The organism is Pseudomonas sp. B1(2018) (assembly GCF_003097365.1).
Classification (GTDB): Bacteria; Pseudomonadota; Gammaproteobacteria; order Pseudomonadales; family Pseudomonadaceae; genus Aquipseudomonas; species Aquipseudomonas laurylsulfatiphila.
Genome location: NZ_PYUK01000002.1, coordinates 386,263 through 406,790, shown reverse-complemented (window position 1 = coordinate 406,790; position 20,528 = coordinate 386,263). Strand labels below are relative to the sequence as shown.

General features: G+C 60.5%; 20 protein-coding genes. 10 read left to right on the top strand and 10 right to left on the bottom strand.

The genetic code is table 11. From position 1 onward, the window contains the following. Entirely contained in the window at positions 1-630 is a 630-nt protein-coding gene (locus C9422_RS04355; RefSeq protein WP_116579818.1) for a LysE family translocator, read from the bottom strand. A gap of 146 nt (positions 631-776) precedes the next feature. Here C9422_RS04355 and C9422_RS04350 point away from each other — a divergent pair, with 146 nt between their 5' ends. After that, on the top strand, positions 777-1,250 hold the full coding sequence (locus C9422_RS04350; protein ID WP_116579817.1) for an Lrp/AsnC family transcriptional regulator: 474 nt from the start codon (positions 777-779) through the stop codon (positions 1,248-1,250). Positions 1,251-1,361: 111 nt separating this feature from the next. Here the strand turns inward: C9422_RS04350 and lpdA are convergent, their stop codons facing one another. Continuing rightward, the gene (gene lpdA, locus C9422_RS04345) at positions 1,362-2,762 is read right to left on the bottom strand and encodes a dihydrolipoyl dehydrogenase (protein ID WP_116579816.1); all 1,401 of its coding nucleotides are present in this window, start codon (positions 2,760-2,762) and stop codon (positions 1,362-1,364) included. Between the two features lie 210 nt (positions 2,763-2,972). Between lpdA and hflK (C9422_RS04340) the strand changes: the two genes are divergently transcribed. From hflK (C9422_RS04340) to cfaB, 5 genes are all read left to right on the top strand, one after another. Next, positions 2,973-4,931 (top strand): protease modulator HflK, encoded by a 1,959-nt coding sequence (gene hflK / locus C9422_RS04340; RefSeq protein ID WP_116579815.1) that lies wholly within the window; start codon positions 2,973-2,975, stop codon positions 4,929-4,931. Further along, positions 4,928-5,971, top strand: coding sequence for a protease modulator HflC (gene hflC / locus C9422_RS04335; RefSeq protein WP_116579814.1), 1,044 nt, complete (start codon positions 4,928-4,930; stop codon positions 5,969-5,971). Before hflK (C9422_RS04340) ends, hflC begins: the two co-directional genes overlap by 4 nt. Then, positions 5,968-7,026 (top strand): protease modulator HflK, encoded by a 1,059-nt coding sequence (gene hflK, locus C9422_RS04330; protein WP_116579813.1) that lies wholly within the window; start codon positions 5,968-5,970, stop codon positions 7,024-7,026. The genes hflC and hflK (C9422_RS04330) overlap by 4 nt, the downstream gene beginning before the upstream one ends. Further along, entirely contained in the window at positions 7,023-8,933 is a 1,911-nt protein-coding gene (locus tag C9422_RS04325) for a cation-translocating P-type ATPase (RefSeq protein WP_116579812.1), read from the top strand. The genes hflK (C9422_RS04330) and C9422_RS04325 overlap by 4 nt, the downstream gene beginning before the upstream one ends. A 218-nt stretch (positions 8,934-9,151) precedes the next feature. Next, positions 9,152-10,336: a C17 cyclopropane fatty acid synthase CfaB gene (gene cfaB, locus C9422_RS04320; RefSeq protein ID WP_116579811.1), complete on the top strand. Its 1,185-nt coding sequence runs from the start codon at positions 9,152-9,154 to the stop codon at positions 10,334-10,336. On the opposite strand, the gene cls is transcribed toward cfaB, so the two are convergent. Continuing rightward, positions 10,333-11,772, bottom strand: coding sequence for a cardiolipin synthase (gene cls / locus C9422_RS04315; protein WP_116579810.1), 1,440 nt, complete (start codon positions 11,770-11,772; stop codon positions 10,333-10,335). The two genes, cfaB and cls, sit on opposite strands and share 4 nt — an antisense overlap. Before the next feature lie 131 nt (positions 11,773-11,903). Between cls and C9422_RS04310 the strand changes: the two genes are divergently transcribed. Next, positions 11,904-12,425, top strand: a complete 522-nt coding sequence (locus tag C9422_RS04310) for a DUF3617 domain-containing protein (protein ID WP_116579809.1) — start codon at positions 11,904-11,906, stop codon at positions 12,423-12,425. A 97-nt stretch (positions 12,426-12,522) separates the two neighbouring features. Here the strand turns inward: C9422_RS04310 and C9422_RS04305 are convergent, their stop codons facing one another. The 4 genes from C9422_RS04305 to C9422_RS04290 all read right to left on the bottom strand — a co-directional run bounded on the left by C9422_RS04305 (position 12,523) and on the right by C9422_RS04290 (position 15,588). Beyond that, positions 12,523-13,401, bottom strand: a complete 879-nt coding sequence (locus C9422_RS04305) for a His/Gly/Thr/Pro-type tRNA ligase C-terminal domain-containing protein (protein WP_116579892.1) — start codon at positions 13,399-13,401, stop codon at positions 12,523-12,525. Between the two features lie 145 nt (positions 13,402-13,546). After that, complete coding sequence (locus C9422_RS04300) at positions 13,547-14,107, bottom strand: DapH/DapD/GlmU-related protein (RefSeq protein ID WP_116579808.1); 561 nt, start codon at positions 14,105-14,107, stop codon at positions 13,547-13,549. Further along, the gene (gene folE2 / locus C9422_RS04295; RefSeq protein ID WP_116579807.1) at positions 14,104-15,030 is read right to left on the bottom strand and encodes a GTP cyclohydrolase FolE2; all 927 of its coding nucleotides are present in this window, start codon (positions 15,028-15,030) and stop codon (positions 14,104-14,106) included. Before folE2 ends, C9422_RS04300 begins: the two co-directional genes overlap by 4 nt. Positions 15,031-15,210: 180 nt before the next feature. Then, positions 15,211-15,588: a glutamine synthetase gene (locus tag C9422_RS04290; protein WP_116579806.1), complete on the bottom strand. Its 378-nt coding sequence runs from the start codon at positions 15,586-15,588 to the stop codon at positions 15,211-15,213. A 141-nt stretch (positions 15,589-15,729) separates the two neighbouring features. Here C9422_RS04290 and zigA point away from each other — a divergent pair, with 141 nt between their 5' ends. Continuing rightward, positions 15,730-16,935, top strand: coding sequence for a zinc metallochaperone GTPase ZigA (zigA, locus tag C9422_RS04285; RefSeq protein WP_116579805.1), 1,206 nt, complete (start codon positions 15,730-15,732; stop codon positions 16,933-16,935). Positions 16,936-16,950: 15 nt separating this feature from the next. Here the strand turns inward: zigA and C9422_RS04280 are convergent, their stop codons facing one another. Next, the gene (locus C9422_RS04280; protein WP_116579804.1) at positions 16,951-17,307 is read right to left on the bottom strand and encodes an NADH:ubiquinone oxidoreductase; all 357 of its coding nucleotides are present in this window, start codon (positions 17,305-17,307) and stop codon (positions 16,951-16,953) included. A 27-nt stretch (positions 17,308-17,334) separates the two neighbouring features. Here C9422_RS04280 and C9422_RS04275 point away from each other — a divergent pair, with 27 nt between their 5' ends. After that, positions 17,335-18,306 carry a GTP-binding protein gene (locus tag C9422_RS04275; RefSeq protein WP_116579803.1) on the top strand — a complete coding sequence of 324 codons (972 nt, stop codon included), beginning with the start codon at positions 17,335-17,337 and terminating at the stop codon, positions 18,304-18,306. Between the two features lie 4 nt (positions 18,307-18,310). Here the strand turns inward: C9422_RS04275 and C9422_RS04270 are convergent, their stop codons facing one another. Next, the gene (locus tag C9422_RS04270; RefSeq protein WP_007971681.1) at positions 18,311-18,724 is read right to left on the bottom strand and encodes a DUF3301 domain-containing protein; all 414 of its coding nucleotides are present in this window, start codon (positions 18,722-18,724) and stop codon (positions 18,311-18,313) included. A gap of 119 nt (positions 18,725-18,843) precedes the next feature. Here C9422_RS04270 and pdxY point away from each other — a divergent pair, with 119 nt between their 5' ends. Then, complete coding sequence (gene pdxY, locus C9422_RS04265) at positions 18,844-19,716, top strand: pyridoxal kinase PdxY (RefSeq protein WP_116579802.1); 873 nt, start codon at positions 18,844-18,846, stop codon at positions 19,714-19,716. A gap of 145 nt (positions 19,717-19,861) precedes the next feature. On the opposite strand, the gene C9422_RS04260 is transcribed toward pdxY, so the two are convergent. Further along, on the bottom strand, positions 19,862-20,344 hold the full coding sequence (locus C9422_RS04260) for an acyl-CoA thioesterase (RefSeq protein ID WP_007971685.1): 483 nt from the start codon (positions 20,342-20,344) through the stop codon (positions 19,862-19,864). Positions 20,345-20,528: the final 184 nt, after the last annotated feature.

Sequence of the window (20,528 nt, the reverse complement as noted above, 5' to 3'; positions counted from 1 at the left end):
TCAAGCCTGTTGCACAAAGGTCAGCCGCACGGCGAAACCGATCAACAGGCTGCCGAACAACCATTGTTGCAGGCGCTGAGCTGAAGGGCTGCGTTGCAGCCAACGGCCGAGTGCCGCGCCGATCAGGGCGTAAGCGCTGTCGAACAGCAGACCGACACCGACCAGCACCACGCCCAGGGTCGCAAACTGTCCGAGCACCGGCCCGGCTTGTGGGTTGATGAATTGCGGCAGCAGCACCGAGCAGAACAACAATGCCTTGGGGTTGAGCAGGTTGGTCAGCAAGCCACGCCGGATGGCGATGCTCCAGCGCGGTTTTTCGCCGGTTGTGTCGGCGCTGCCGAGGCTAGGCAGCATCGTCGTCCGCAGGCACTGAATGCCGATCCACAGCAGGTACGCGGCGCCTGCCAGGCGCACCACATCGAAAGTCCAGGGCGCCGCCCTGAACAGCGCCGCCAGCCCCAGCGCCGCCAATCCCACATGACAACCCCGGGCGATGCCCAACCCCACGGCGGTGGCCAGCGCGGCGCCTTTGCCCTGGCGGGCACCCGTCTGCAACAGCAGGATCATGTCAGGCCCCGGCAACAGATAGACCACCGCCAGCGCCATGAAAAACATCCAGAGTCCGTCCACGTTGCACCCCCATTCGTTGTCGATTCGGTCGTGCCAGTCTAGGGTCGGAGGGCAGGGCAGGTGCTTGCGTTGTCAGCTTCTATCGGCGGCTGTATTGGCATAATCTGCCACTTTCTTTCGCATGTACCATCGGAATCTGCCAAGCCATGAAACTCGACGCCTACGACCGCAAGATTCTCGCCGCACTGCAACGGGACGGCCGCCTGAGCAATGTGCAGCTGGCAGACGAGATCGGCCTGTCGGCATCGCCGTGCTTGCGCCGGGTTCGGATGCTTGAAGAGGCGGGGGTGATTCGCGGCTATCAGGCCAATCTGGATCGCGACGAAGTGGGGTTGGGGCTGACGGTGTTTGTCGGGGTCAAGGTCGAGCGCCATAACGACGAACAGGCCGAAGCCTTTCGCCTGGCGGTGACGGCATTGCCCGAGGTGATTTCGGCGTTCCTGGTATCAGGGGAATCGGATTTTCTGCTGCAGGTGGTGGTGCCGGACTTGCGTGCCTATGACCGGTTTCTCACCGGGCGTTTGCTGAAGCTGCCGGGGGTGAGCGACATCCGCAGCAATTTTGCGATTCATACGGTGAAGTCGCCGGGGGCGTTGCCGTTGGAGCATTTGCCGCTCTAAACCGAGTCGCCCGATTCGCGAGCAAGCCCGCTCCCACAGGAGTTGCGCTGTACCTGTGGGAGCGAGCTTGCTCGCGAAGGCGATAGATCAGTCACTGCAACGCTTCAAGTCTTACATCTGCGTTGCCATCCCCTCCACATTCATCGCCGCCTGGCGCAACGCCTCGGAGCGGGTCGGGTGTGGGTGGCAAGTCAAGGCGATGTCTTCGGCCGAGGCGCTGAATTCCATGGCCACGCAATACTCGCCGATCATTTCACTGACGCTCGGGCCGACCAGATGCACGCCGAGGATTTCGTCCGTGCGCTCATCGGCCAGCACTTTGGCGAAGCCTTCGGTTTCATGGTTGATCTTCGCCCGGCTGTTGGCGGTGAACGGAAATTTGCCCACCTTGTACGCCCGGCCTTCGGCCTTGAGCTGCTCCTCGGTCTTGCCGACGCTGGCCAACTCCGGCTTGGTGTAGACCACGCTGGGAATCAGGTTGTAGTTGACCTCGCCAGCCTTGCCGACCATCTGTTCGACGCAGGCCATGGCTTCGTCCTCGGCCTTGTGCGCGAGCATGGGGCCGGAGGTCACGTCACCAATTACCCAGACCCCGGCGGCTTCGGTGCGATGTCCCCTGTTGGCAAGCATGCCGCGCTTGTCCGTGGCGAGGCCGACGTTCTCCAGGCCCAGGCCCTGTGTATAAGGTCGGCGCCCGATGGCCACCAACACATAATCCGCTTCCAGCAACTCGGCAGTGCCGCCTGCGGCAGGCTCGATGCTGAGTTGTACACCGTTGGCGGAGGTGGTGGCGCTGGTCACTTTCGAACTCAACTTGAAGCTCAAGCCTTGCTTGCTCAGGGAGCGTTGCAGGGTTTTGCCGGCTTCGATGTCCACGCCGGGGCAGATCCGGTCAAGGAACTCGACTACCGTCACCTGTGCCCCCAGGCGTCGCCATACCGATCCCAGCTCCAGGCCGATCACGCCGGCGCCGATCACCACCAGATGTTTGGGCACCTCGGTCAGCGCCAGGGCGCCGGTGGAGTCGAGGATGCGCTTGTTATCGATGTCTACGCCGGGCAGGGGAGTGGGTTCGGAACCAGTGGCGATGATGATGTCTCTGGCGTTCAACTCAGTCTTGCCGCCGGCGCTGTCGGTCACCGTGACTTTGCCCGGCCCGTCGATGTGGCCCCAGCCCTTGATCCAGTCGACTTTGTTCTTGCGGAAAAGAAACTCGATGCCCTTGGTCAGTCCGGTAACGCTTTCATCCTTTTGCTTCATCATCTGGGCGAGGTTGAGGCTGGGCTTGACGTCGATCCCCAGGTTGGCGAATTCCGCGCCCATGGCCGCGTCGTACAGTTCGGAGGCATGCAGCAATGCCTTAGATGGCATGCAGCCGACATTCAGGCAGGTGCCGCCGAGTGTGGCGCGCCCTTCCACGCAGGCCGCCTTCAGACCCAGTTGTCCGGCGCGGATCGCCGCGTTGTAACCGCCGGGGCCACCGCCGAGTATCACGACGTCATAAGTGCTCATGAATGTACTCCTGGATCGAAAAGAGGATGGGTAAAGGTAGTTCCTGAGCAATATTACGATCGTAATATATGGGCGCCGCAACCTTTCGGTCAAGGCTTCAGGTTAGCGACAGGTTGGGCATCTTTAGATAGCGCGCTTGAATACGGAAATTTCACTTTTTCCGTTATATCGTAACGAATTGTCCTGTAAGCGAAGACGTTCTGGGGTGGTATGCAAGTCGATCTCGATGTTGATGAAACGCCGCTGGACGGATTGCCGCGCTTTCAGCAGGCGTTCATTCAAGGGCGGCGTTTGCGCCAGTTCGCCATGGGTGCGGGCGTACTCGCCACCGTGGGTGCGTTGCTGGCGTTTTTTGCCGGGCTGTTCGCCTCGAAAACGTTGTGGCCAGCGTTGTTGCTGAATTTGAGCGCTGCGTTTGTGGTGTTGATGGCGGGCTTGCAATCGGCCTGGTGGGTCGCCCAATGGCGTGCCCGCGCCATGAATCCCGTGGCGCCGGTGGTCGTTGTCGACGAATCTGCCGAGCCTTTGGGCTGGTATGAACGTTTGCTGGACCGGATCAGTCGGCAATCGCAAAACCTGCTCGGGCAAATTGGCGCGCCGACGCTGTGGCTGGGCGGTTGGGCATTGCTGGCGGTATTAGGCGTCGAACAGACCTGGGACTTTTCGTTGCCCCCGGCAGCGCAGGGGTTGGCGGCCACTGTCGGGGCGGCGTGCTCATTGCTGTTGGCCTTCGGCCTGTTGGTGATGGAGCGTCATCTGGCACAGGAAAACACCGCGCAATGGCCTGAGGCCGCCGCGTTGGCGCAATTGATCCGTGTACCGATCATCAGCCTGCTACTCGCTGCGTTTTGTCTGTTGTTTGCCGATGAATCGTCGATATGGCCCGTACGCCTGGCGGTGTTGTCCGGACTGTTGCCGGGGCTGGTGGCGGCAGAATTGTTGCTGCGTGCGGTGTTGTCATTATTCAGTCCGCGCCGCGAACGCCTTGAGCCGGAGTTACTGGCGCGCAGCTTTGTCGCCGATATGCTGCGTTGGCCACCACAGCCATTGCTGGCGTTGCAGCACGAATTACACAACCGCTTCGGTATAGATCTGCGGCAGATCTGGGCCTTCACTTACATGCGTCGGGCGTTCCTGCCGGTTTTGGGGGTGGTTACGCTGGTTGGCTGGTCGCTGACGGGCATTCACGAAATTGCGCTGCAAGGACGTGGCATTTATGAACGATTCGGCAAGCCGGTGGAGGTGTTTGGCCCAGGTTTGCATATCGGCCTGCCTTGGCCATTGGGCCGGGTATTGAGCGTCGAGAATGGCGTGGTTCACGAGTTGGCCACCAGTGTTGGCGAAACCACCGCCCCTGCCCAGGCTGACCCTGCCGAAGGCCCGGCCCCGGCAATTGCCAATCGCCTGTGGGACGCCAGCCATGTGAACGACAAATCCCAGGTGATCGCCAGCAGTCGAGCCGACAGGCAGAGCTTTCAGATCGTCAACATGGATGTGCGCTTCGTCTATCGCATTGGTCTGAGCGATGAGGCGGCATTGGCCGCGACCTATAACAGTGCCGATGTGCCGATGTTGATTCGCAGCACGGCCAGCCGAATCCTGGTCCACGATTTTGCTTCGCGCACACTCGACGGTTTACTGGGTGAGGACAGGGTAGGGCTGGCGGAAGAAATCGGCCGCGCTGTGCAGGCGGACCTGAAAAAACTCGACAGCGGCGTGGAGATTCTCGCCACGGTGGTCGAGGCGATTCACCCGCCGGCCGGTGCCGCCAACGCCTATCACGGCGTGCAAGCGGCACAGATTGGGGCGCAAGCCTTGATTGCCCGTGAACGCGGTGCCGCCGCCGAAGCCACTAACCAGGCGCAGTTGCAGGCCAACATCGCCCGCGATCAGGCGACGGCCAGCGCCCGTGAAATCAATGCGGGCGCCCAGGCTGCGGACCTGAAATTCAACGCCGAGCAGAAAGCCTATGCCAGCGCTGGCCAGGCCTTCGTGCTGGAGCAGTATTTCAGTCAGTTGTCCCAGGGTTTGGCCAACGCCAGATTGCTGGTGCTCGATCATCGTCTGGGTGGCAGCAGCAATGCGCCGACCATCGACCTCCGTACTTTCACGCTGCCGGTTGACCCCGCGCCGTCGCGTAAAACCGTTCAGCCAGGAGCTGCCAATTGAGCCAGTCCCAGACGCACGATCACGATGACCACAGCGGCCACGACCTCGGCCATGGCGGGCATCACCATCACGGCCATCACCATCATCACCACGGCGATCCGCAAGAGGCCGGTCCATTCCCGTGGCGCCGCATGGGCTGGGCGGCATTGTTGGTGGCGTTTGCAGTCGCCGCCGCGAGCCTGGTGCAGGTGCGTTCGGGGGAGGCCACGGTGATCACGCGCTTCGGCAACCCTTCACGGGTCTTGCTGGAGCCGGGGCTGGGCTGGCGCTGGCCGGCACCGTTCGAGGCGGCGATCCCGGTGGATCTGCGACTGCGCACCACGTCCAGCGGTTTGCAGGATGTCGGCACCCGGGACGGTTTGCGCATCATCGTCCAGGCCTATGTGGCGTGGCAGGTGCAGGGCGATCCGGACAATGTGCAACGTTTCATGCGGGCGGTGCAGAACCAGCCTGATGAGGCGGCGCGGCAGATTCGTACCTTTGTCGGCTCCGCACTGGAGACCACCGCCAGCAGTTTCGATCTGGCGAACCTGATCAATACCGATGCCGGCCAGGTACGCATCGCCGATTTCGAAGCGCAACTGCGCAAGCAAATCGATCAGCAGTTGCTCACCACGTATGGCGTGCGCGTGTTGCAGGTCGGTATCGAACGACTGACGCTGCCTTCGGTAACGCTTACCGCGACTGTCGACCGGATGCGCGCTGAGCGTGAAACCATCGCCACTGAACGCACGGCCATCGGTAAGCGTGAAGCCGCACAAATTCGTTCTGCCGCCGAACGTGATGCGCGAATTGTGCAGGCTGATGCCACAGTGAAAGCGGCCGATATCGAAGCACAATCGCGCGTCGAAGCGGCGCAGATTTATGGTCGCGCCTATGCGGAGTCGCCGCAGCTTTACAACTTGCTGCGCTCGCTCGACACCTTGGGCACGGTGGTGACCCCGGGTACCAAGCTGATTTTGCGTACCGATGCCGCACCGTTCCGGGTGTTGGTCGACGGTCCGCCGAGTCTCGACAACAAGTCTGGATCGCAGCCATGAGTTTGGTTCCACGTGGAACAAATGAGTTGAGCAGCCCCTGGATTCAGGCCGGGCGCCTGGCGTTTATTGCGCTGTATGCGGTGACGGTATTGGCGGCATTGGCCTGGGCGTTTTCCAATGTGCGGCAGATCGATCCACAAAATCGCGCCGTGGTTTTGCATTTCGGTGCGCTGGATCGGATTCAGAATGCCGGGCTGCTTCTGGCTTGGCCGCAACCTTTCGAGCAGGTGATTTTGTTGCCGGCGGCGGATCGGGTGATCGAGCGTCGAGTGGAAAGCCTGTTGCGAAGTGATGCCGCGACTCAGGCTGATCGCGTGGCGAGTTTTGCCACGCCCATCAGCGATGCCCTCGCCGGCTCCGGCTATCTGTTAACGGGTGACGCCGGCGTGGTGCAACTCGATGTGCGGGTTTTCTACAAGGTCACCGAGCCCTATGCGTTTGTGCTTCAGGGCGAACATGTGTTGCCGGCTCTGGATCGGCTGGTGAACCGCAGCGCGCTGGCGCTCACGGCCGCACGGGATCTGGACACCATTCTGGTCGCTCGTCCGGAACTGATCGGCGCCGATAGCCAGGCGGCGGAACGACGTGAGCGCCTGCGCGGTGATCTGGTGCAGGGCATCAATCAACGGCTGGCCGAACTTGCTGCCACAGGGCAAGGCTTGGGCATCGAAGTGGCACGGGTCGATGTGCAGTCGAGTTTGCCCAGTCCTGCGGTGAACGCTTTCAACGCGGTACTGACCGCCAGCCAGCAAGCCGATAAGGCGGTCGCCAATGCACGCACCGAAGCCGAGAAGCTGACGCAAACCGCCAACGAGCAAGCCGACCGTACGCTGCAAGTGGCCCATGCCCAGGCGAGTGAACGGCTGGCCAAAGCGTCTGCCGATACGGCCACCGTGTTGAGCCTGGCCAAGGCGGAGCAGCGAGGTATCGAACCGCAGATGTTGCTGCGCATCTATCGCGAGCGCATGCCGAAAATTCTTGGCCAGGCCGGTTCGGTCACCACGGTCGATCCCAAAGACGATTCCCGCCTGATCATTCAGGGAACTGCACAATGACTGCTCAAACCGCCGCCGCACCGAGCCTGTTGTCTTCGGCTGAACAGCGCCGCGCCGCACGCCAGCTGACCCTGGCCATGCTCGCATTGGGCCTGCTGGCGCTGGGCCTGATCTGGCGTTGGCTGGCGCCGGAGCAGACCGGTGTCAGTCAGTTGCTGCTGGGGTTTGCTTCGTTGCTGGTTGCTGTACCGGTCATGCGCTCGGCGTGGTACAGCCTGCGTTATCCAAGCCTGCACGGCATCACTGATCAATTGATTGCCCTGGCCATGTTGGGCGCCTGGGCCACCGGGGATCTGCTGACGGCGGCCCTGTTGCCGATCATCATGATCTTCGGTCACGTGCTGGAGGAGCGCAGCGTGATCGGTTCCCAGGAGGCGATTCACGCCCTCGGCAAACTGACCCGCAGCCACGCGCGAAAGATTCAGGCGGACGGCTCCATCATCGAAGTCGACAACGGCACGCTCAAGGCCGGTGATCGAGTCGAGGTGCGCGCCGGGGACCGGGTACCGGCGGATGGCCGGGTGTTGTCCGGCCAGGCCAGTCTGGACACTGCCTCCATTACCGGCGAATCGGTACCGATGGAGGCCGGTGCCGGCATGTCGGTGTTCGGTGGCGCGATCAACCTCGATGGTCTGTTGCGAATCGAAGTGACCCGCACCGGCCATGAGTCGACCCTCGGCAAAGTGATTGCCCTGATGCAAAACGCCGAACGTTCGAAGCCGCCCATTACCCGGTTGCTCGAGCGCTACGCCGGCAGCTACATGGTGCTGGTATTGCTGCTGGCCGCCGTGACCTGGTTCATCACCAACAACGCCCAGGCAATGCTCGCGGTGTTGGTGGCGGCTTGTCCTTGTGCGCTGGTGTTGTCGGCGCCGGCCACGGCGATTGCGGGTGTGGCGGTGGCGGCACGCCACGGGATTCTGATCCGCAGTTCTGCGTTCCTCGAAGAGTTGGCGGACCTCACCTCGCTGGTGGTCGACAAGACCGGGACGCTGACCTTCGGCACCTTGCGCCTGCAATCCATCGACAGCCCGCTGGAGGATCGCAGCCACGTCCTGACGCTGGCGGCGAGCCTCGGCTCGGCCAGCAGTCATCCGGTCAGCCGCGCCCTCGCGGGGTTGGTGGCCCAGGAAGATTTTCTGCTGCTGACCGACATTCATGAACGCCAGGGACTTGGTGTGGTTGCGATGACCGGGCAGGGCGAAGCGGCGCTCGGCCGGCCGGAGTTGTTCGCACAACTGGGCATCAGTACAACGGCGGTTCCCGATCACGATGGTCCGATTGCCGGGCTGGCGCTCAACGGGGATTTTCTTGCCTGGCTGTTGCTGGCCGACAGCGTAAAACCCGAGGCGCAGTTTGCCTTGGGTGAGTTGCGTGAACTGGGTCTGGGTCGCCAGTTGTTGCTCACCGGCGATCGACACAGCGTCGCACAGACGCTCGCCCGGGATGTCGGAATCAGTGACGTCGAAGCGCAAGCCCTGCCCGAAGACAAACTCAACCGCGTGCTCAAGGAAATCAACAGCGGCTTCCGGCCGATGGTGGTTGGCGATGGCATCAATGATTCACTGGCCCTCAAGGCGGGTGTGGTCGGTGTAGCCATGGGCGCGGGCGGTGCAGACATCGCCCTGGCATCGGCCGACATCGTGCTGATCGGCAGTGACCTGCGGCGCCTCGGCACCTGCGTGCGCCTGAGTCGCCAATGCCGCCAGACATTGCAGGTCAATGTGATCATCGGGCTGGGCTGGACCCTGGCCATTGTGGCCTTCGCCGCGTTCGGCTGGCTCGGCGCTGCCGGGGCGATGATCGCAGCGTTGTTGCATAACCTCAGCACCTTGCTGGTCCTGGGCAATGCCGGTCGATTGCTGCGATTTCAGGAGCCATTGCTCAAACTCAAGGACGAAGTCTGAAGGCGAATGCTCTAGATCAGGTGATTAAGGGTCTTCAAATTTTTAGAACTGTGGGCGTGGTGTGTAGTCATTGGAAGTGAGGGCACATCATTTTGTGCGTTCGCGGCGGTCGGTTCTGGCGTCGCGAATCATTGAAAATGGCTATTAATTCGATAGCCAGCTATTTTTCAAAGATGGTCTACCCTCTGATCAGACGTCTGAAACAAGGGGGATTCTCCATGCTCGCGCAACTTCCACCGGCCTTACAGAATCTGCAGTTACCACTTCGCCTGAGACTCTGGGACGGCCATGAATTCAATCTGGGGCCGACGCCCAGCGTCACGATTGTGGTCAAGGACCCACAAATGGTTTCCCAGTTTACCCATCCAAGCCTGGATGCCCTCGGCGCTGCTTATGTCGAAGGCAAACTGGAACTCGAAGGCTCGATCAGCGATGTGATCCGCGTCTGTGATGAGTGGAGCCAGGCGTTGCTGGACGAAGACGATGACAATCAGCCTGTCCGTACGGTCCACGACAAAGAGACAGACGCCAAGGCGATTTCCTACCACTACGACCTTTCCAACGCGTTCTATCAGCTGTGGCTCGACAGCGACATGGCGTATTCCTGCGCGTACTTCGAGACCGGCAGCGAAAGCCTTGAGCAGGCGCAGCAAGCCAAGTTCCGTCATCTGTGCCGCAAGCTGCGCCTGCAGCCCGGCGAGTATCTGCTGGATGTGGGGTGCGGGTGGGGCGGGTTGGCGCGTTACGCGGCGCGGGAGTTTGGCGCGAAAGTGTTTGGTATCACCCTCAGCAAGGAGCAGTTGGCCCTGGCCCGGGAGCGCGTAAAAGCGGAGGGCCTGGAAGACCTGGTCGAACTGCAACTGCTCGACTATCGAGATCTGCCGCAGGATGGCCGTTTCGACAAAGTGGTCAGCGTCGGCATGTTCGAACACGTCGGCCACGCCAATCTTGCCGAGTACTGCAATACCTTGTTCGGCGCGGTGAAAGAGGGCGGGTTGGTGATGAACCACGGGATCACCGCCAAGTACACCGATGGCCGTCCGGTGGGACGCGGTGCCGGTGAATTCATCGAGAAGTACGTGTTCCCCAACGGCGAGCTGCCGCATCTGTCGATGATCTCTGCGGAGATCAGTGAGGCCGGGCTGGAAATCGTCGACGTCGAAAGCTTGCGCCTGCACTACGCCCGTACGCTCGATCACTGGAGCGAACGCCTCGAAGACAATCTCGAAGCGGCCTCCAAACTGGTACCGGAACAAGCCCTGCGTATCTGGCGGCTGTACCTGGCCGGTTGTGCCTACGCGTTCGCCCGCGGCTGGATCAACCTGCACCAGATTCTCGCCGTGAAGGCCCACGCCGATGGCAGTCATGAACTGCCATGGACCCGGGACGATATCTACCTTTAAAGAATCGGTGAAATCAGCCGGGCGACTCGCATGCCGAGCTGTTGAACGCGGCGGGTCTCCCGGCCTTCTTCTTTGGCGATTTCGTGGGCGATGGCAAAGTCATCGTTGAGCATCTGCTCCACCTCAGCAGCAAATGCGCGGTCGACGGTCAACAACATCACTTCGAAATTCAGCCGGAACGAACGGTTGTCCATGTTGGCGCTGCCGATGGCGCTGATTTCGCTGTCGATCAACACCACTTTCTGATGCAGGAACCCGGGTTCGTAACGGAATACCCGCACACCCGCGCGCACGGCTTCGAAGGCGTAGAGGCTGGAGGCGGCGTAGACGATTCGATGGTCCGGCCGCGACGGCAACAGCAGACGCACATCCACACCGCGCAGGACTGCCAGGCGCAATGCCGCGAACACGGCTTCGTCGGGGATGAAATACGGGCTGGTAATCCAGACCCGCTCGGTCGCGGCATGGATGGCCTCGACAAAGAACAACGAACAGGTTTCGTAGGCATCGGCCGGCCCGCTGGCGAGCAACTGGCAGAGCACGCCGTCTTCCGGATAAACCTCGGGCAGGATCAGCGGCGGCAGTGCACGAGCCACCCAGAACCAGTCCTCGGCGAAAGACTCCTGCATGCAGGCCACCACCGGCCCGCGTACTTGCACGTGGGTATCGCGCCAAGGGGCCAGGGGCGGTTTCTCGCCCATGTATTCGTCACCGACGTTATGCCCGCCGACGAAACCGAGTATGCCGTCCACCACCACGATCTTGCGGTGGTTGCGAAAATTCACCTGAAAGCGATTGAGCCAGCCACTGCGGGTGGCGAAGGCTTTGACCTCGACTCCGCCATCACGCAAGGCCTGCACGTAGCTATGGGGCAGGGAGTGGCTGCCGATCCGGTCATACAACAGGTAAATCGCCACGCCCTCGGCGGCTTTCTTCAACAGCAGGGTTTGCAGGCGTTGGCCGAGGCGGTCGTCGTGAACGATGAAAAACTGGATCAAGACGGCTGCTTTCGCCTGGCTGATCGCCTCGAAAATGGCCTCGAACGTCGACTGACCGTTGATCAACAGCCGCGTCTCGTTATTGGCCAGGCACGGCATGTGTCCCAGCTTCGGCATCGCTCTGAGTGAGGCGTACGCCGAGGAAGCGCGGGCGGTGAGGGCTTCTTCTACCCAGGGTCGCCAATTTAGTTCGGAAACAGCCTTGCGCATTTGCTCGTTGGCCTGCCGCCGGGCCTTGATATAGCCGTCGAAGGTGCTACGGCCAAACACCAGGTACGGGATCAGCGTGAGGTAAGGGATGAAAAATAGCGAAAGGGCCCAGGCGATGGAGCCTTGGGCAGTACGGACGGTCAACACGGCGTGGATGGCCGCGATCATCCCCAGCGAGTGCAACAGGGCGATGGTATAACCGAAAATATGCGGTCCGAAATAATCCATGGGGCTGCCTTGCTCCTGAAGATTCAGTGCTTAACAGACCATGTTCCGTGCAGAATGTCGCTAATTAATTGGCCCATGAACCGAAGCCTGCGGCTGACGTCTAACGGCCACTACTGATCAGGAGTTACTCGATGAACGTTCGTCTGCTGGGTTTGGCCATGGCACTGGGTTTGGCACTTCCTGTGGCGGCTCACGCGCAAATGCTGCAACCGGGATTGTGGGAGCTGACCACGAGCAACATGAAGGTCGATGAGCAGAATATGCCGGACCTGCAATTGATCCTCGGTCAGCTCCAGAGCCAGATGACCCCTGAGCAGCGCGCGCAGCTGGAAAAACAGGGGATCACCATGGGGGGCAAAGGGATCCGGGCGTGCCTGACGCCAGAGCAGGTCAAGACCGATGACATTCCACTGACCGATCCGCAGTCGGGCTGCAAGCAGGAAATCACCGACCGCTCAGGCAACCAGTGGAAATTCCGCTTCAGCTGCCCGAGAGCCCAGGGTGCCGGCGTGGCGACATTCCTCAGTGACCGCGAGTTCACCACCAAGGTCAATGGGACGTTCAACGCCACCGGCATTCAGCAGAAGGGCAGCCTTGAATCCCGCGCCGTCTGGTTGGGGCAGGATTGCGGTACGGTGAAGCCAAGAGCTTAAAAGCTTCGCGAGCAAGCCCGCTCCCACACTGGATTTGTGAACGACACAGATCCAGTGTGGGAGCGGGCTTGCTCGCGAAGGCGTCCATCCAGCCTCCCTAGATCCCAGGCCGGCTCAACCACTCACACGCCGCCTCGACAGCCATCCGGCCAAAATCCTCCCCCGTGCGGCTGCGCACACTGACAAACCCTCCGGCCTGTTCTTTTTCGCCGACCACCACCAGGTACGGCACGGTCCGGCTGTGCTGGCGAATCTTGAAGTGGACTTTTTCGTTGCGCAGGTCAGCCCTTGCGCGCACCCCCCTTTGGCGCAAGGATTCGGTCACCGCCTGTGCATAAGTCGTCTGGCGGTCATCCATGCTGACGACGACCACATGGGGTGGAAGGCTCCAGTGCTGCAGTTCCTGATGGCTGGACCAGCATGTGCCATAGATCCGTTGTTGCAACGTGCCGCTGATGTGATCGAGGGCAAATGCCTGCAAGACTTTGGTGGTGGGGACGTGCGGTCCATGGCTCTGGTATTCGGTGTCCCCCAGACGGTACATCGACACCTCCTCGCGCGGTGGCCGACGGCGTATCGAGTGATTGGTCGCTGCCAGTGACTGCATGCGCGCTTCGATAAGGGGTAGGTCAGCCGGAGTCAGCGGACGCTCGACGACAAACTCGTAAAAGAAACCATCGCCCAACTCCCTTCCCGCACGCATTTGCGCATGCGGGTAGAGTTGCTTGACCGCCATGGCCAGCATCAAGGCACAGGAGCGGCGCAGGATCTCCAGTCCGTCCGGCTCGCGGGGGGTGACAATACTGACCCTGGCATCCGCCTCGATCATGTATTCGCAGTCCACCAGTACACCATCGACCCGGCCCGCTACGGCCGCGCTGGCCAGTTCGGGGCCGATGCTGGCGGCCAACTCGTGCACGGAGAGCGGTTGGTCGTATTCACGCAATGAACCATCGGACAGAGTGATCTGGATCATGGTCGGCATACTCGGGTGCTGCTAACGAGCGTTATCGGATAAACCTAGTGCTAATTGCTGGCTGTTGTCATTAAGACCTTTGTCGTGCCAGGCAATTTGTATCGGTGCGTTCTTCCGTCGGGCATTGCCAGCACGTTGCTCATGGTCAGAACTCGTTTTGCAGGGCTTTATAGCCGCGCACCAGATCGACGTTGGTGCGCGCCACATCTTCGGAAAACTCCGAAGCACTGACGCTCACCGGCGGGTATTGCGAGAGGTCGGTGGTGGGGCCGATCCGAGTGGTGGAGGGCACGTAGAAGGCTTCAGGCAGGTCACGCCCGTCGACCACCGAGTTGTGACGCACCACGCAACCGTCACCGACCACGCAGTTGAACAACACGCTGTTGAAGCCGATGAACACCCGGTCGCCCACGGTGCAGGGGCCATGCACGATCGAGCGGTGGGCGATGGAACTGAACTCGCCAATGGTCACCGCCGCGCCGGATTTGGAGTGGATCACCACGCCGTCCTGGATGTTCGAGTTGGCGCCGATAGTGATCGGCTGCATGTCGCCCGACTCGTCGACTTCGTCAGCTCGGATCACCGCGTAGGGCCCGACGAACACGTTCTCGCCAATCACCACTTTGCCGCAAATGATGGCCGTCTTGTCGACGTACGCCGACTCGGCAATCAGCGGTAAATCTCCGGATGGATTCTTGCGGATCATGGCTTGTTCAACCCGTTGTACAGGGTGTTGAGGTTGTCCCAGTTGAAACGGCTCTCGGCAACGGCGTCATGGGCGTGCAGGCTTTCGGCGTGGATCACACGAATGTGGAAGGCATTGATGCCTGTGGAACGCTGCATGGCCAGATTCAACCGGCGTGCGGCGTCTTCGCAGAACATCAGGTTCTGGCCGTTGGCCAGGGCGAATGCCTGTTCGTCTGCGCGTTTTACCGCTGTTTGAACGGCTGTGCCGAGTGCAGCTTCGGCGTCGTTGATGATGGCGATTAGCGGTAACTCATACAGGAAATCAGCCAGCCGTACGCGCAACTCTGCTTGGCTACGTTGGCTGTGAGGTGTGGCGACGATGCCGTTCGTGGAGCCGAGCCACGCTAAAACGTCGGCGTGTTGCAGTGACTTGTTGGCGAAATCATCGACGAATTGCTGCTGTATCAACTGCCGAGAAAGGGCCGCGGAGCATGGACAGGTTGAGGAATAAGGCACGTCGATTTTTAGTTCCACGTGGAACATCGCGTTTTTCAAACGCGCTTCGATGCTCACCGGATAGCTTTTCCAGCCTGCCAATGGACTGATTAGCGCCGGTCTTTTCAGCAGCACTTCGGCGTGAATGGTTAAGTGCGCACTGTTGGACAGACCTTCATGACTCTCAAGAAAACGCTGCAAAACCCGCCGCAATAAAGCCGGTGAAAGGCTTTCCTGCTCCAGCAATTCAAGCGCCAGATAGAGCCGTGACATATGAATGCCGCGCGCATTGCCATCGTCGAGGCTCACGCCGGCATCGGCCTTTGCATTCAAGCGTTGGCCATCAAACAAAACAGGAAGAGCAATGCCGCACATGCCCACCCACTCCAGTGGCAGGGCTTGGCGTGAGGCCTGCGCGGCGATATCCGGCAGAGTCAGCGCATTCATGAGCAGGTCCATCGTGGAAGTTGATTTGACATGTTATAGTATAACAATCAAGTCGACGATGCCTTTTTCATGAACAGGTTTTCATCATGCCCGGGCGCCATGTGCTTGACCTGATTCTGGCCGGTGCGGTCTTTGCCCATTGTTGCGTCGGCTACGCAGTTCGAAGAAAAACGGGCGGGCCTAACAGCCAGTGATCCGGTTGCAGGTGAACTTCGCACTGCTGCCACCGGAACTGGAAAACCGGTTGATCGTGGTCCAGCCGACGCGCTGGTTGTAGCCAACCCAGGCCTCGCCATCGGAAGCGATGCCGGTGAAGAACGTGAGCTGACCGTAGCGGCTGTTGGTCTGCACCCAATAGCGCTTTCCAGCTATTTCGAAACCCCGCAGATAGATTGTGTTTCCGGCGGTGTTGACGCTGTAGGCGTTGCCATCCGCGTCCACGCAGGCCAGCAGGTTGGCGCTGCGGGTGCACCTGGCCAGGCTCGGGACCTGCGCCATCGCGTCGGCAGCCACCAGCAGGGAAAGCATGATCAATGCAGTTTTTAGGGTGTTGCGCATGGGCTTTCTCACGTCGGAAGCGGCATTCAGCGTCCTGCCCTTTACCCGGCCGGGCAAGAGGGATGGTTTATTTATGTTGTTACAGTATAACATTATGTAAGCCCGACACAGCGACCGGGCATCCCTGTGAGGAATATGTAGATGTCCAATCGACTCCCCGTGACCGTTCTCTCCGGCTTTCTTGGTGCCGGAAAAAGTACACTTCTTAATTACATACTACGTAATCGCGATGGTTTGCGGGTTGCGGTCATCGTCAACGATATGAGCGAAATCAACGTAGATGGTACCGAAGTCCAGCGTGATGTCAGCCTTAATCGGGCTGAAGAACGGTTGGTGGAAATGAGCAACGGGTGTATTTGCTGTACGTTACGTGAAGACTTGCTCGAGGAAGTGAGCCAACTCGCCAGGGAGGGTCGCTTCGACTATCTGCTGATCGAATCCACCGGCATTTCCGAACCGCTGCCGGTGGCGGAAACCTTCACCTTTCGCGATGAAAACGGCCAGAGCCTCAACGACATCGCACGTCTCGACACCATGGTCACGGTGGTCGACGGCATGAACTTCCTACTCGATTACCAGGCTGCCGAAAGCCTGGCCTCCCGGGGAGAAACACTTGGCGAAGAAGATGAACGTTCAATTACCGATTTGCTGATAGAACAGGTCGAGTTCGCCGATGTGATTTTGCTCAGCAAGATCGACTTGATCAGCAGCCACCAACGCGAGGAATTGATCGCCATCCTCGAGCGGCTCAACGCCCGGGCGGAAATCATTTCGATGACGATGGGCGAAATCCCCTTGGATAAAATCCTCAACACCGGTCGTTTTGATTTCGAAAAGGCTGCCCAGGCGCCGGGATGGTTGCAGGAGCTGCGCGGGGAGCACGTGCCGGAAACCGAAGAATACGGCATTGCTTCCAGCGCTTACCGGGCACGTCGGCCGTTCCATCCACAGCGTTTCTTCGACTTCATCGACGGCCCTTGGGACAACGGCAAGCTGTTGCGTTCAAAGGGCTTTTTCTGGCTGGCGAGCAAGCATATGGACGCCGGCAGCTGGTCCCAGGCCGGCGGTTTGATGTGCTATGGTTTTGCCGGGCGCTGGTGGCGTTTCGTACCGAAAAACCAATGGCCGCAGGACGAAGAAAGTACCACCGGGATCATGAAAAACTGGACCGCCGACAGCGGGGATTGTCGTCAGGAACTGGTGTTCATCGGCCAGAACATCGACTTCACGCAGCTCACCGCCGAACTGGACGCCTGCCTGCTGACCGATGAGGAAATGGCGTTGGGCGTAGAGGGCTGGCGTTTGCTGCCTGATCCATTCGGCCCTTGGTACGAAGAAGCTGCCTGATCCTCTGATGGCGCTTCAAGGCTTGAGCCAGGTGCCCTGGCTCTGGGCCTCGCAGTACGGCTGTAAATATGCCGCGTCGGTGGCAACGCCGTAATAGTGAATATCCTGGCGGTAGGGCATATTGGCGACTTGGGCGTTGCTGCAGATGCCAAATGCTCCGCCGGGGCATTGATCGACATACTGCACATCGACTTTCTGCCCTGTCAGGTTCGGCTGGCAGAAACCATCGGCGAAGAGTTTTGGCGGGATGTTGCGGTTCTGCTGGCAAACCTGGACATCAAGCCGCTCGGCCTGGCTGTGAACCACGCAGGCCTGGGCCAGCGCCTCGCCTGAAACGAGTGCCAGGAGCAACGACAAGCCAATCAAGCGCATCCATTTCCTCCTCAGAAATCATCGAACATGCTGCAGAATATCCCCACTCATGTCATTGCCGGTCCGTTGGGCGCCGGCAAGACCAGCCTGATCAAGCACCTGTTGGCCCAGCGCCCGGCAGGCGAGCGGTGGGCGGTATTGATCAACGAGTTTGGCCAGATCGGTCTCGACGCTGCGCTACTGACCCGGGACGCCGATGGTATCGCACTGGGTGAAGTGGCCGGGGGCTGCCTGTGTTGCGTCAACGGTGCACCCTTTCAGATTGGTCTTGGGCGTTTGTTGCGCAAGGCGCAACCGGATCGGCTGTTCATCGAGCCCTCGGGCTTGGGGCATCCGGCGCAGTTGCTCAGGCAATTGAGCGAAGCGCCGTGGCAAGGCGTGCTGGCTGTTCAGCCTTGTGTGCTGGTGCTGGACGCCCAGGCGCTCGCCGCTGGCAAACCGTTGCCGGATGCACAACAGCAAGCCCTGAGCCATGCGGGACTGTTACTGCTGAACAAGTCCGAAGGTCTCGAGGAAGACAGCCGCCAGCGAGTCGCCGCGCTATTGCCGCCGACCCCTCTGTGCTGGACGCAACAGGCGGTATTACCCTTGAGCGAGTTGCCGGGGCTGAATGCCAAAGCGCGGGCAGGTGTGGATAACTTCGTCGTGCCCAAGGGATTGGCGCAGTTGCCGGCGGTCTGGAGCGATCCCGCGTTGCCCATTTGTTTGAGTCAGGAACAGGACGATGGCTGGAGTATCGGATGGCGTTGGCACCCAAGCCAGGTATTGGATGCCACGCTGGTTGGCCGGTGGCTTGAAGGCCTTGGCTGGAGGCGGGCGAAGCTGGTTATCCACAGTGTCGACGGATGGATCTCGGCGAACGCGGTGGATAACTCGGTGCTGGACTGGCAGCCCAGCGAGTGGCGGCAGGATTCGCGCATCGAGCTGATTTTCAGTGAGCCCCAGGATGCAGGGCGGTTGCAGAGTGAACTGGCAGCGTGCCGAGCCGAATCGGCTTAACGGCTCACGGCCGCCACTTGGTATGTTCCTGACGCCACTGGCTCAGCTCAATCACTTCTGCGCGAGGCTTTACCACATCGACCACCGGTTCGGTTTCGTCGAACGGGACCGGGTAGGGCGCCAGTTCAATCTGTGCGCTGTGAGCGCCGAACTGGGTGATGGTGCCGTTGTGGCGGGTTTCGCCAGTCACGGTGAACTCGAAGTTATACACACGGGCCAGGCGTCGCCGACCACTGGCATCCCTGATGAACGCGATTCTTTTCAACGCCACGTTGCCGTCCAGCAATTCGATCCCGAGCTTGGTGCAATGCTGCTTGACCCGCTCCAGCGCGCGCTCGCGCAAGCCATGGTTGTGCCATAGCCATGCGCCAGCAGTGGCGAACAGCATCAGCACGAATATATTTCCAAGGGTCAGCATCAACAGGGTGCTCCAACAAGATAGTGTCAGCTTAACTGCGTCGCTGGCCTGTCGTACAGGCTGCGTTTAGTCGCATACTGCGCGGCTAGAATTTCAATCGTTTTACGGAAATCCACCGCATGAAACGTACACCGCATTTGCTCGCTATCCAGTCCCACGTGGTATTCGGTCACGCCGGCAACAGTGCCGCGGTTTTCCCGATGCAACGGGTCGGGGTGAATGTCTGGCCGCTCAACACCGTGCAGTTCTCCAATCACACCCAGTACGGTCAATGGGCCGGTGAAGTGCTGGCACCGCACCAGATACCTGAGCTGGTCGAGGGTATCGCGGCGATTGGCGAGCTGGGCAACTGCGATGCGGTGCTCTCCGGTTACCTCGGCAGTGCGGCCCAGGGCCGGGCGATCCTGACGGGCGTGGCGCGGATCAAGTCGATGAATCCCAAGGCACTGTACCTGTGTGACCCGGTCATGGGGCATCCGGAGAAAGGCTGCAGTGTTCCGGCGGAAGTCAGTGATTTTCTGCTGGAGGAGGCCGCCGCCGTAGCGGACTTCATGTGCCCGAACCAGCTGGAGCTGGACAGTTTCTCCGGGCGCAAGCCGCAGTCGCTGTTCGATTGCCTGGCCATGGCGCGTGCGTTGCTGGTGCGCGGCCCGAAAGCGGTGCTGGTCAAGCATCTGGACTACCCAGGCAAGTCGGCAGAGGTCTTCGAGATGCTGCTGGTGACAGCCGAAGGCAGCTGGCATTTGCAGCGCCCGTTGCTGGCGTTCCCGCGTCAGCCGGTGGGCGTGGGCGATCTGACGTCCGGGCTGTTCCTGGCGCGTGTGCTGTTGGGTGACAGCCTGGTGGCCGCGTTCGAGTTCGCGGCGTCGGCGGTGCACGAAGTACTGCTGGAAACCCAGGCCTGTGCCAGCTACGAGTTGGAACTGGTTCGGGCTCAGGACCGGATTGCCCATCCGCGGGTACGGTTCGAGGCGACCTCGATCAGCCTCTGATTGAGCGTTGAGCCCATTCGCGAGCAAGTCGGATCGCCGCACCGCCGCTCCCACATTTGATCTTTGGTGTTGCATAGATCCAGTGTGGGAGCGGGCTTGCTCGCGAAGGCTCTCTAGAGAACAGCATCAACCTGACTGAACAAACTCAGGCGTCGCCCTTGATCTCCTGATAACGCTTTTCCAGTTCCTGGCGAATCTGCCGGCGCTGCTGGGCCTGGATGAAGCGGCGCTTGCTCTCGCTGTTGTCCGGTTGCAGCGGCGGTACCTGGGCAGGTTTACGCTGGTCATCCACCGCGACCATGGTGAAGAAGCAGCTGTTGGTGTGACGCACCGAACGCTCGCGAATGTTCTCGGTCACCACTTTGATGCCCACCTCCATGGAGGTGTTGCCGGTGTAGTTGACCGAGGCGAGAAAGGTCACCAGTTCGCCGACATGGATCGGCTCACGGAAAATGACCTGGTCCACCGACAGGGTCACCACATAGCGGCCGGCATAACGGCTGGCGCAGGCGTAGGCCACTTCGTCGAGGTATTTGAGCAGGGTGCCACCGTGAACATTGCCAGAGAAGTTGGCCATGTCAGGGGTCATCAATACCGTCATCGACAGCTGGGCGTTTCCGGGTTCCATAGCATTCTCACGGGTCAAGGCCAGGTTTGAGGGATGCACCTCTGCGGGTGCCTCGGCGGTTTTTTCAAACCAACAGTTATCGGGACGCCGGGCGCAGAGCCGCCGTCACGCCGGATCGATCTGTTTCCATATATTGCACCGCCTTTCTGCCAGAAGTCGCGGTGTTACCCTGCAAAAAGCCCGG

What these genes read in the sequence shown, in the direction of transcription:
- lpdA (WP_116579816.1), bottom strand. Translation starts at nt 2,762, where the DNA reads ATGAGCACTTATGACGTCGTGATACTCGGCGGTGGCCCCGGCGGTTAC.
- C9422_RS04275 (WP_116579803.1), top strand. Translation starts at nt 17,335, where the DNA reads ATGCTGCAGAATATCCCCACTCATGTCATTGCCGGTCCGTTGGGCGCC.
- C9422_RS04325 (WP_116579812.1), top strand. Translation starts at nt 7,023, where the DNA reads ATGACTGCTCAAACCGCCGCCGCACCGAGCCTGTTGTCTTCGGCTGAA.
- C9422_RS04305 (WP_116579892.1), bottom strand. Translation starts at nt 13,401, where the DNA reads ATGATCCAGATCACTCTGTCCGATGGTTCATTGCGTGAATACGACCAA.
- C9422_RS04270 (WP_007971681.1), bottom strand. Translation starts at nt 18,724, where the DNA reads ATGCTGACCCTTGGAAATATATTCGTGCTGATGCTGTTCGCCACTGCT.
- hflK (WP_116579815.1), top strand. Translation starts at nt 2,973, where the DNA reads ATGCAAGTCGATCTCGATGTTGATGAAACGCCGCTGGACGGATTGCCG.
- pdxY (WP_116579802.1), top strand. Translation starts at nt 18,844, where the DNA reads ATGAAACGTACACCGCATTTGCTCGCTATCCAGTCCCACGTGGTATTC.
- C9422_RS04310 (WP_116579809.1), top strand. Translation starts at nt 11,904, where the DNA reads ATGAACGTTCGTCTGCTGGGTTTGGCCATGGCACTGGGTTTGGCACTT.
- C9422_RS04260 (WP_007971685.1), bottom strand. Translation starts at nt 20,344, where the DNA reads ATGGAACCCGGAAACGCCCAGCTGTCGATGACGGTATTGATGACCCCT.
- cls (WP_116579810.1), bottom strand. Translation starts at nt 11,772, where the DNA reads ATGGATTATTTCGGACCGCATATTTTCGGTTATACCATCGCCCTGTTG.
- cfaB (WP_116579811.1), top strand. Translation starts at nt 9,152, where the DNA reads ATGCTCGCGCAACTTCCACCGGCCTTACAGAATCTGCAGTTACCACTT.
- C9422_RS04350 (WP_116579817.1), top strand. Translation starts at nt 777, where the DNA reads ATGAAACTCGACGCCTACGACCGCAAGATTCTCGCCGCACTGCAACGG.
- C9422_RS04290 (WP_116579806.1), bottom strand. Translation starts at nt 15,588, where the DNA reads ATGCGCAACACCCTAAAAACTGCATTGATCATGCTTTCCCTGCTGGTG.
- C9422_RS04280 (WP_116579804.1), bottom strand. Translation starts at nt 17,307, where the DNA reads ATGCGCTTGATTGGCTTGTCGTTGCTCCTGGCACTCGTTTCAGGCGAG.
- zigA (WP_116579805.1), top strand. Translation starts at nt 15,730, where the DNA reads ATGTCCAATCGACTCCCCGTGACCGTTCTCTCCGGCTTTCTTGGTGCC.
- hflK (WP_116579813.1), top strand. Translation starts at nt 5,968, where the DNA reads ATGAGTTTGGTTCCACGTGGAACAAATGAGTTGAGCAGCCCCTGGATT.
- folE2 (WP_116579807.1), bottom strand. Translation starts at nt 15,030, where the DNA reads ATGAATGCGCTGACTCTGCCGGATATCGCCGCGCAGGCCTCACGCCAA.
- C9422_RS04300 (WP_116579808.1), bottom strand. Translation starts at nt 14,107, where the DNA reads ATGATCCGCAAGAATCCATCCGGAGATTTACCGCTGATTGCCGAGTCG.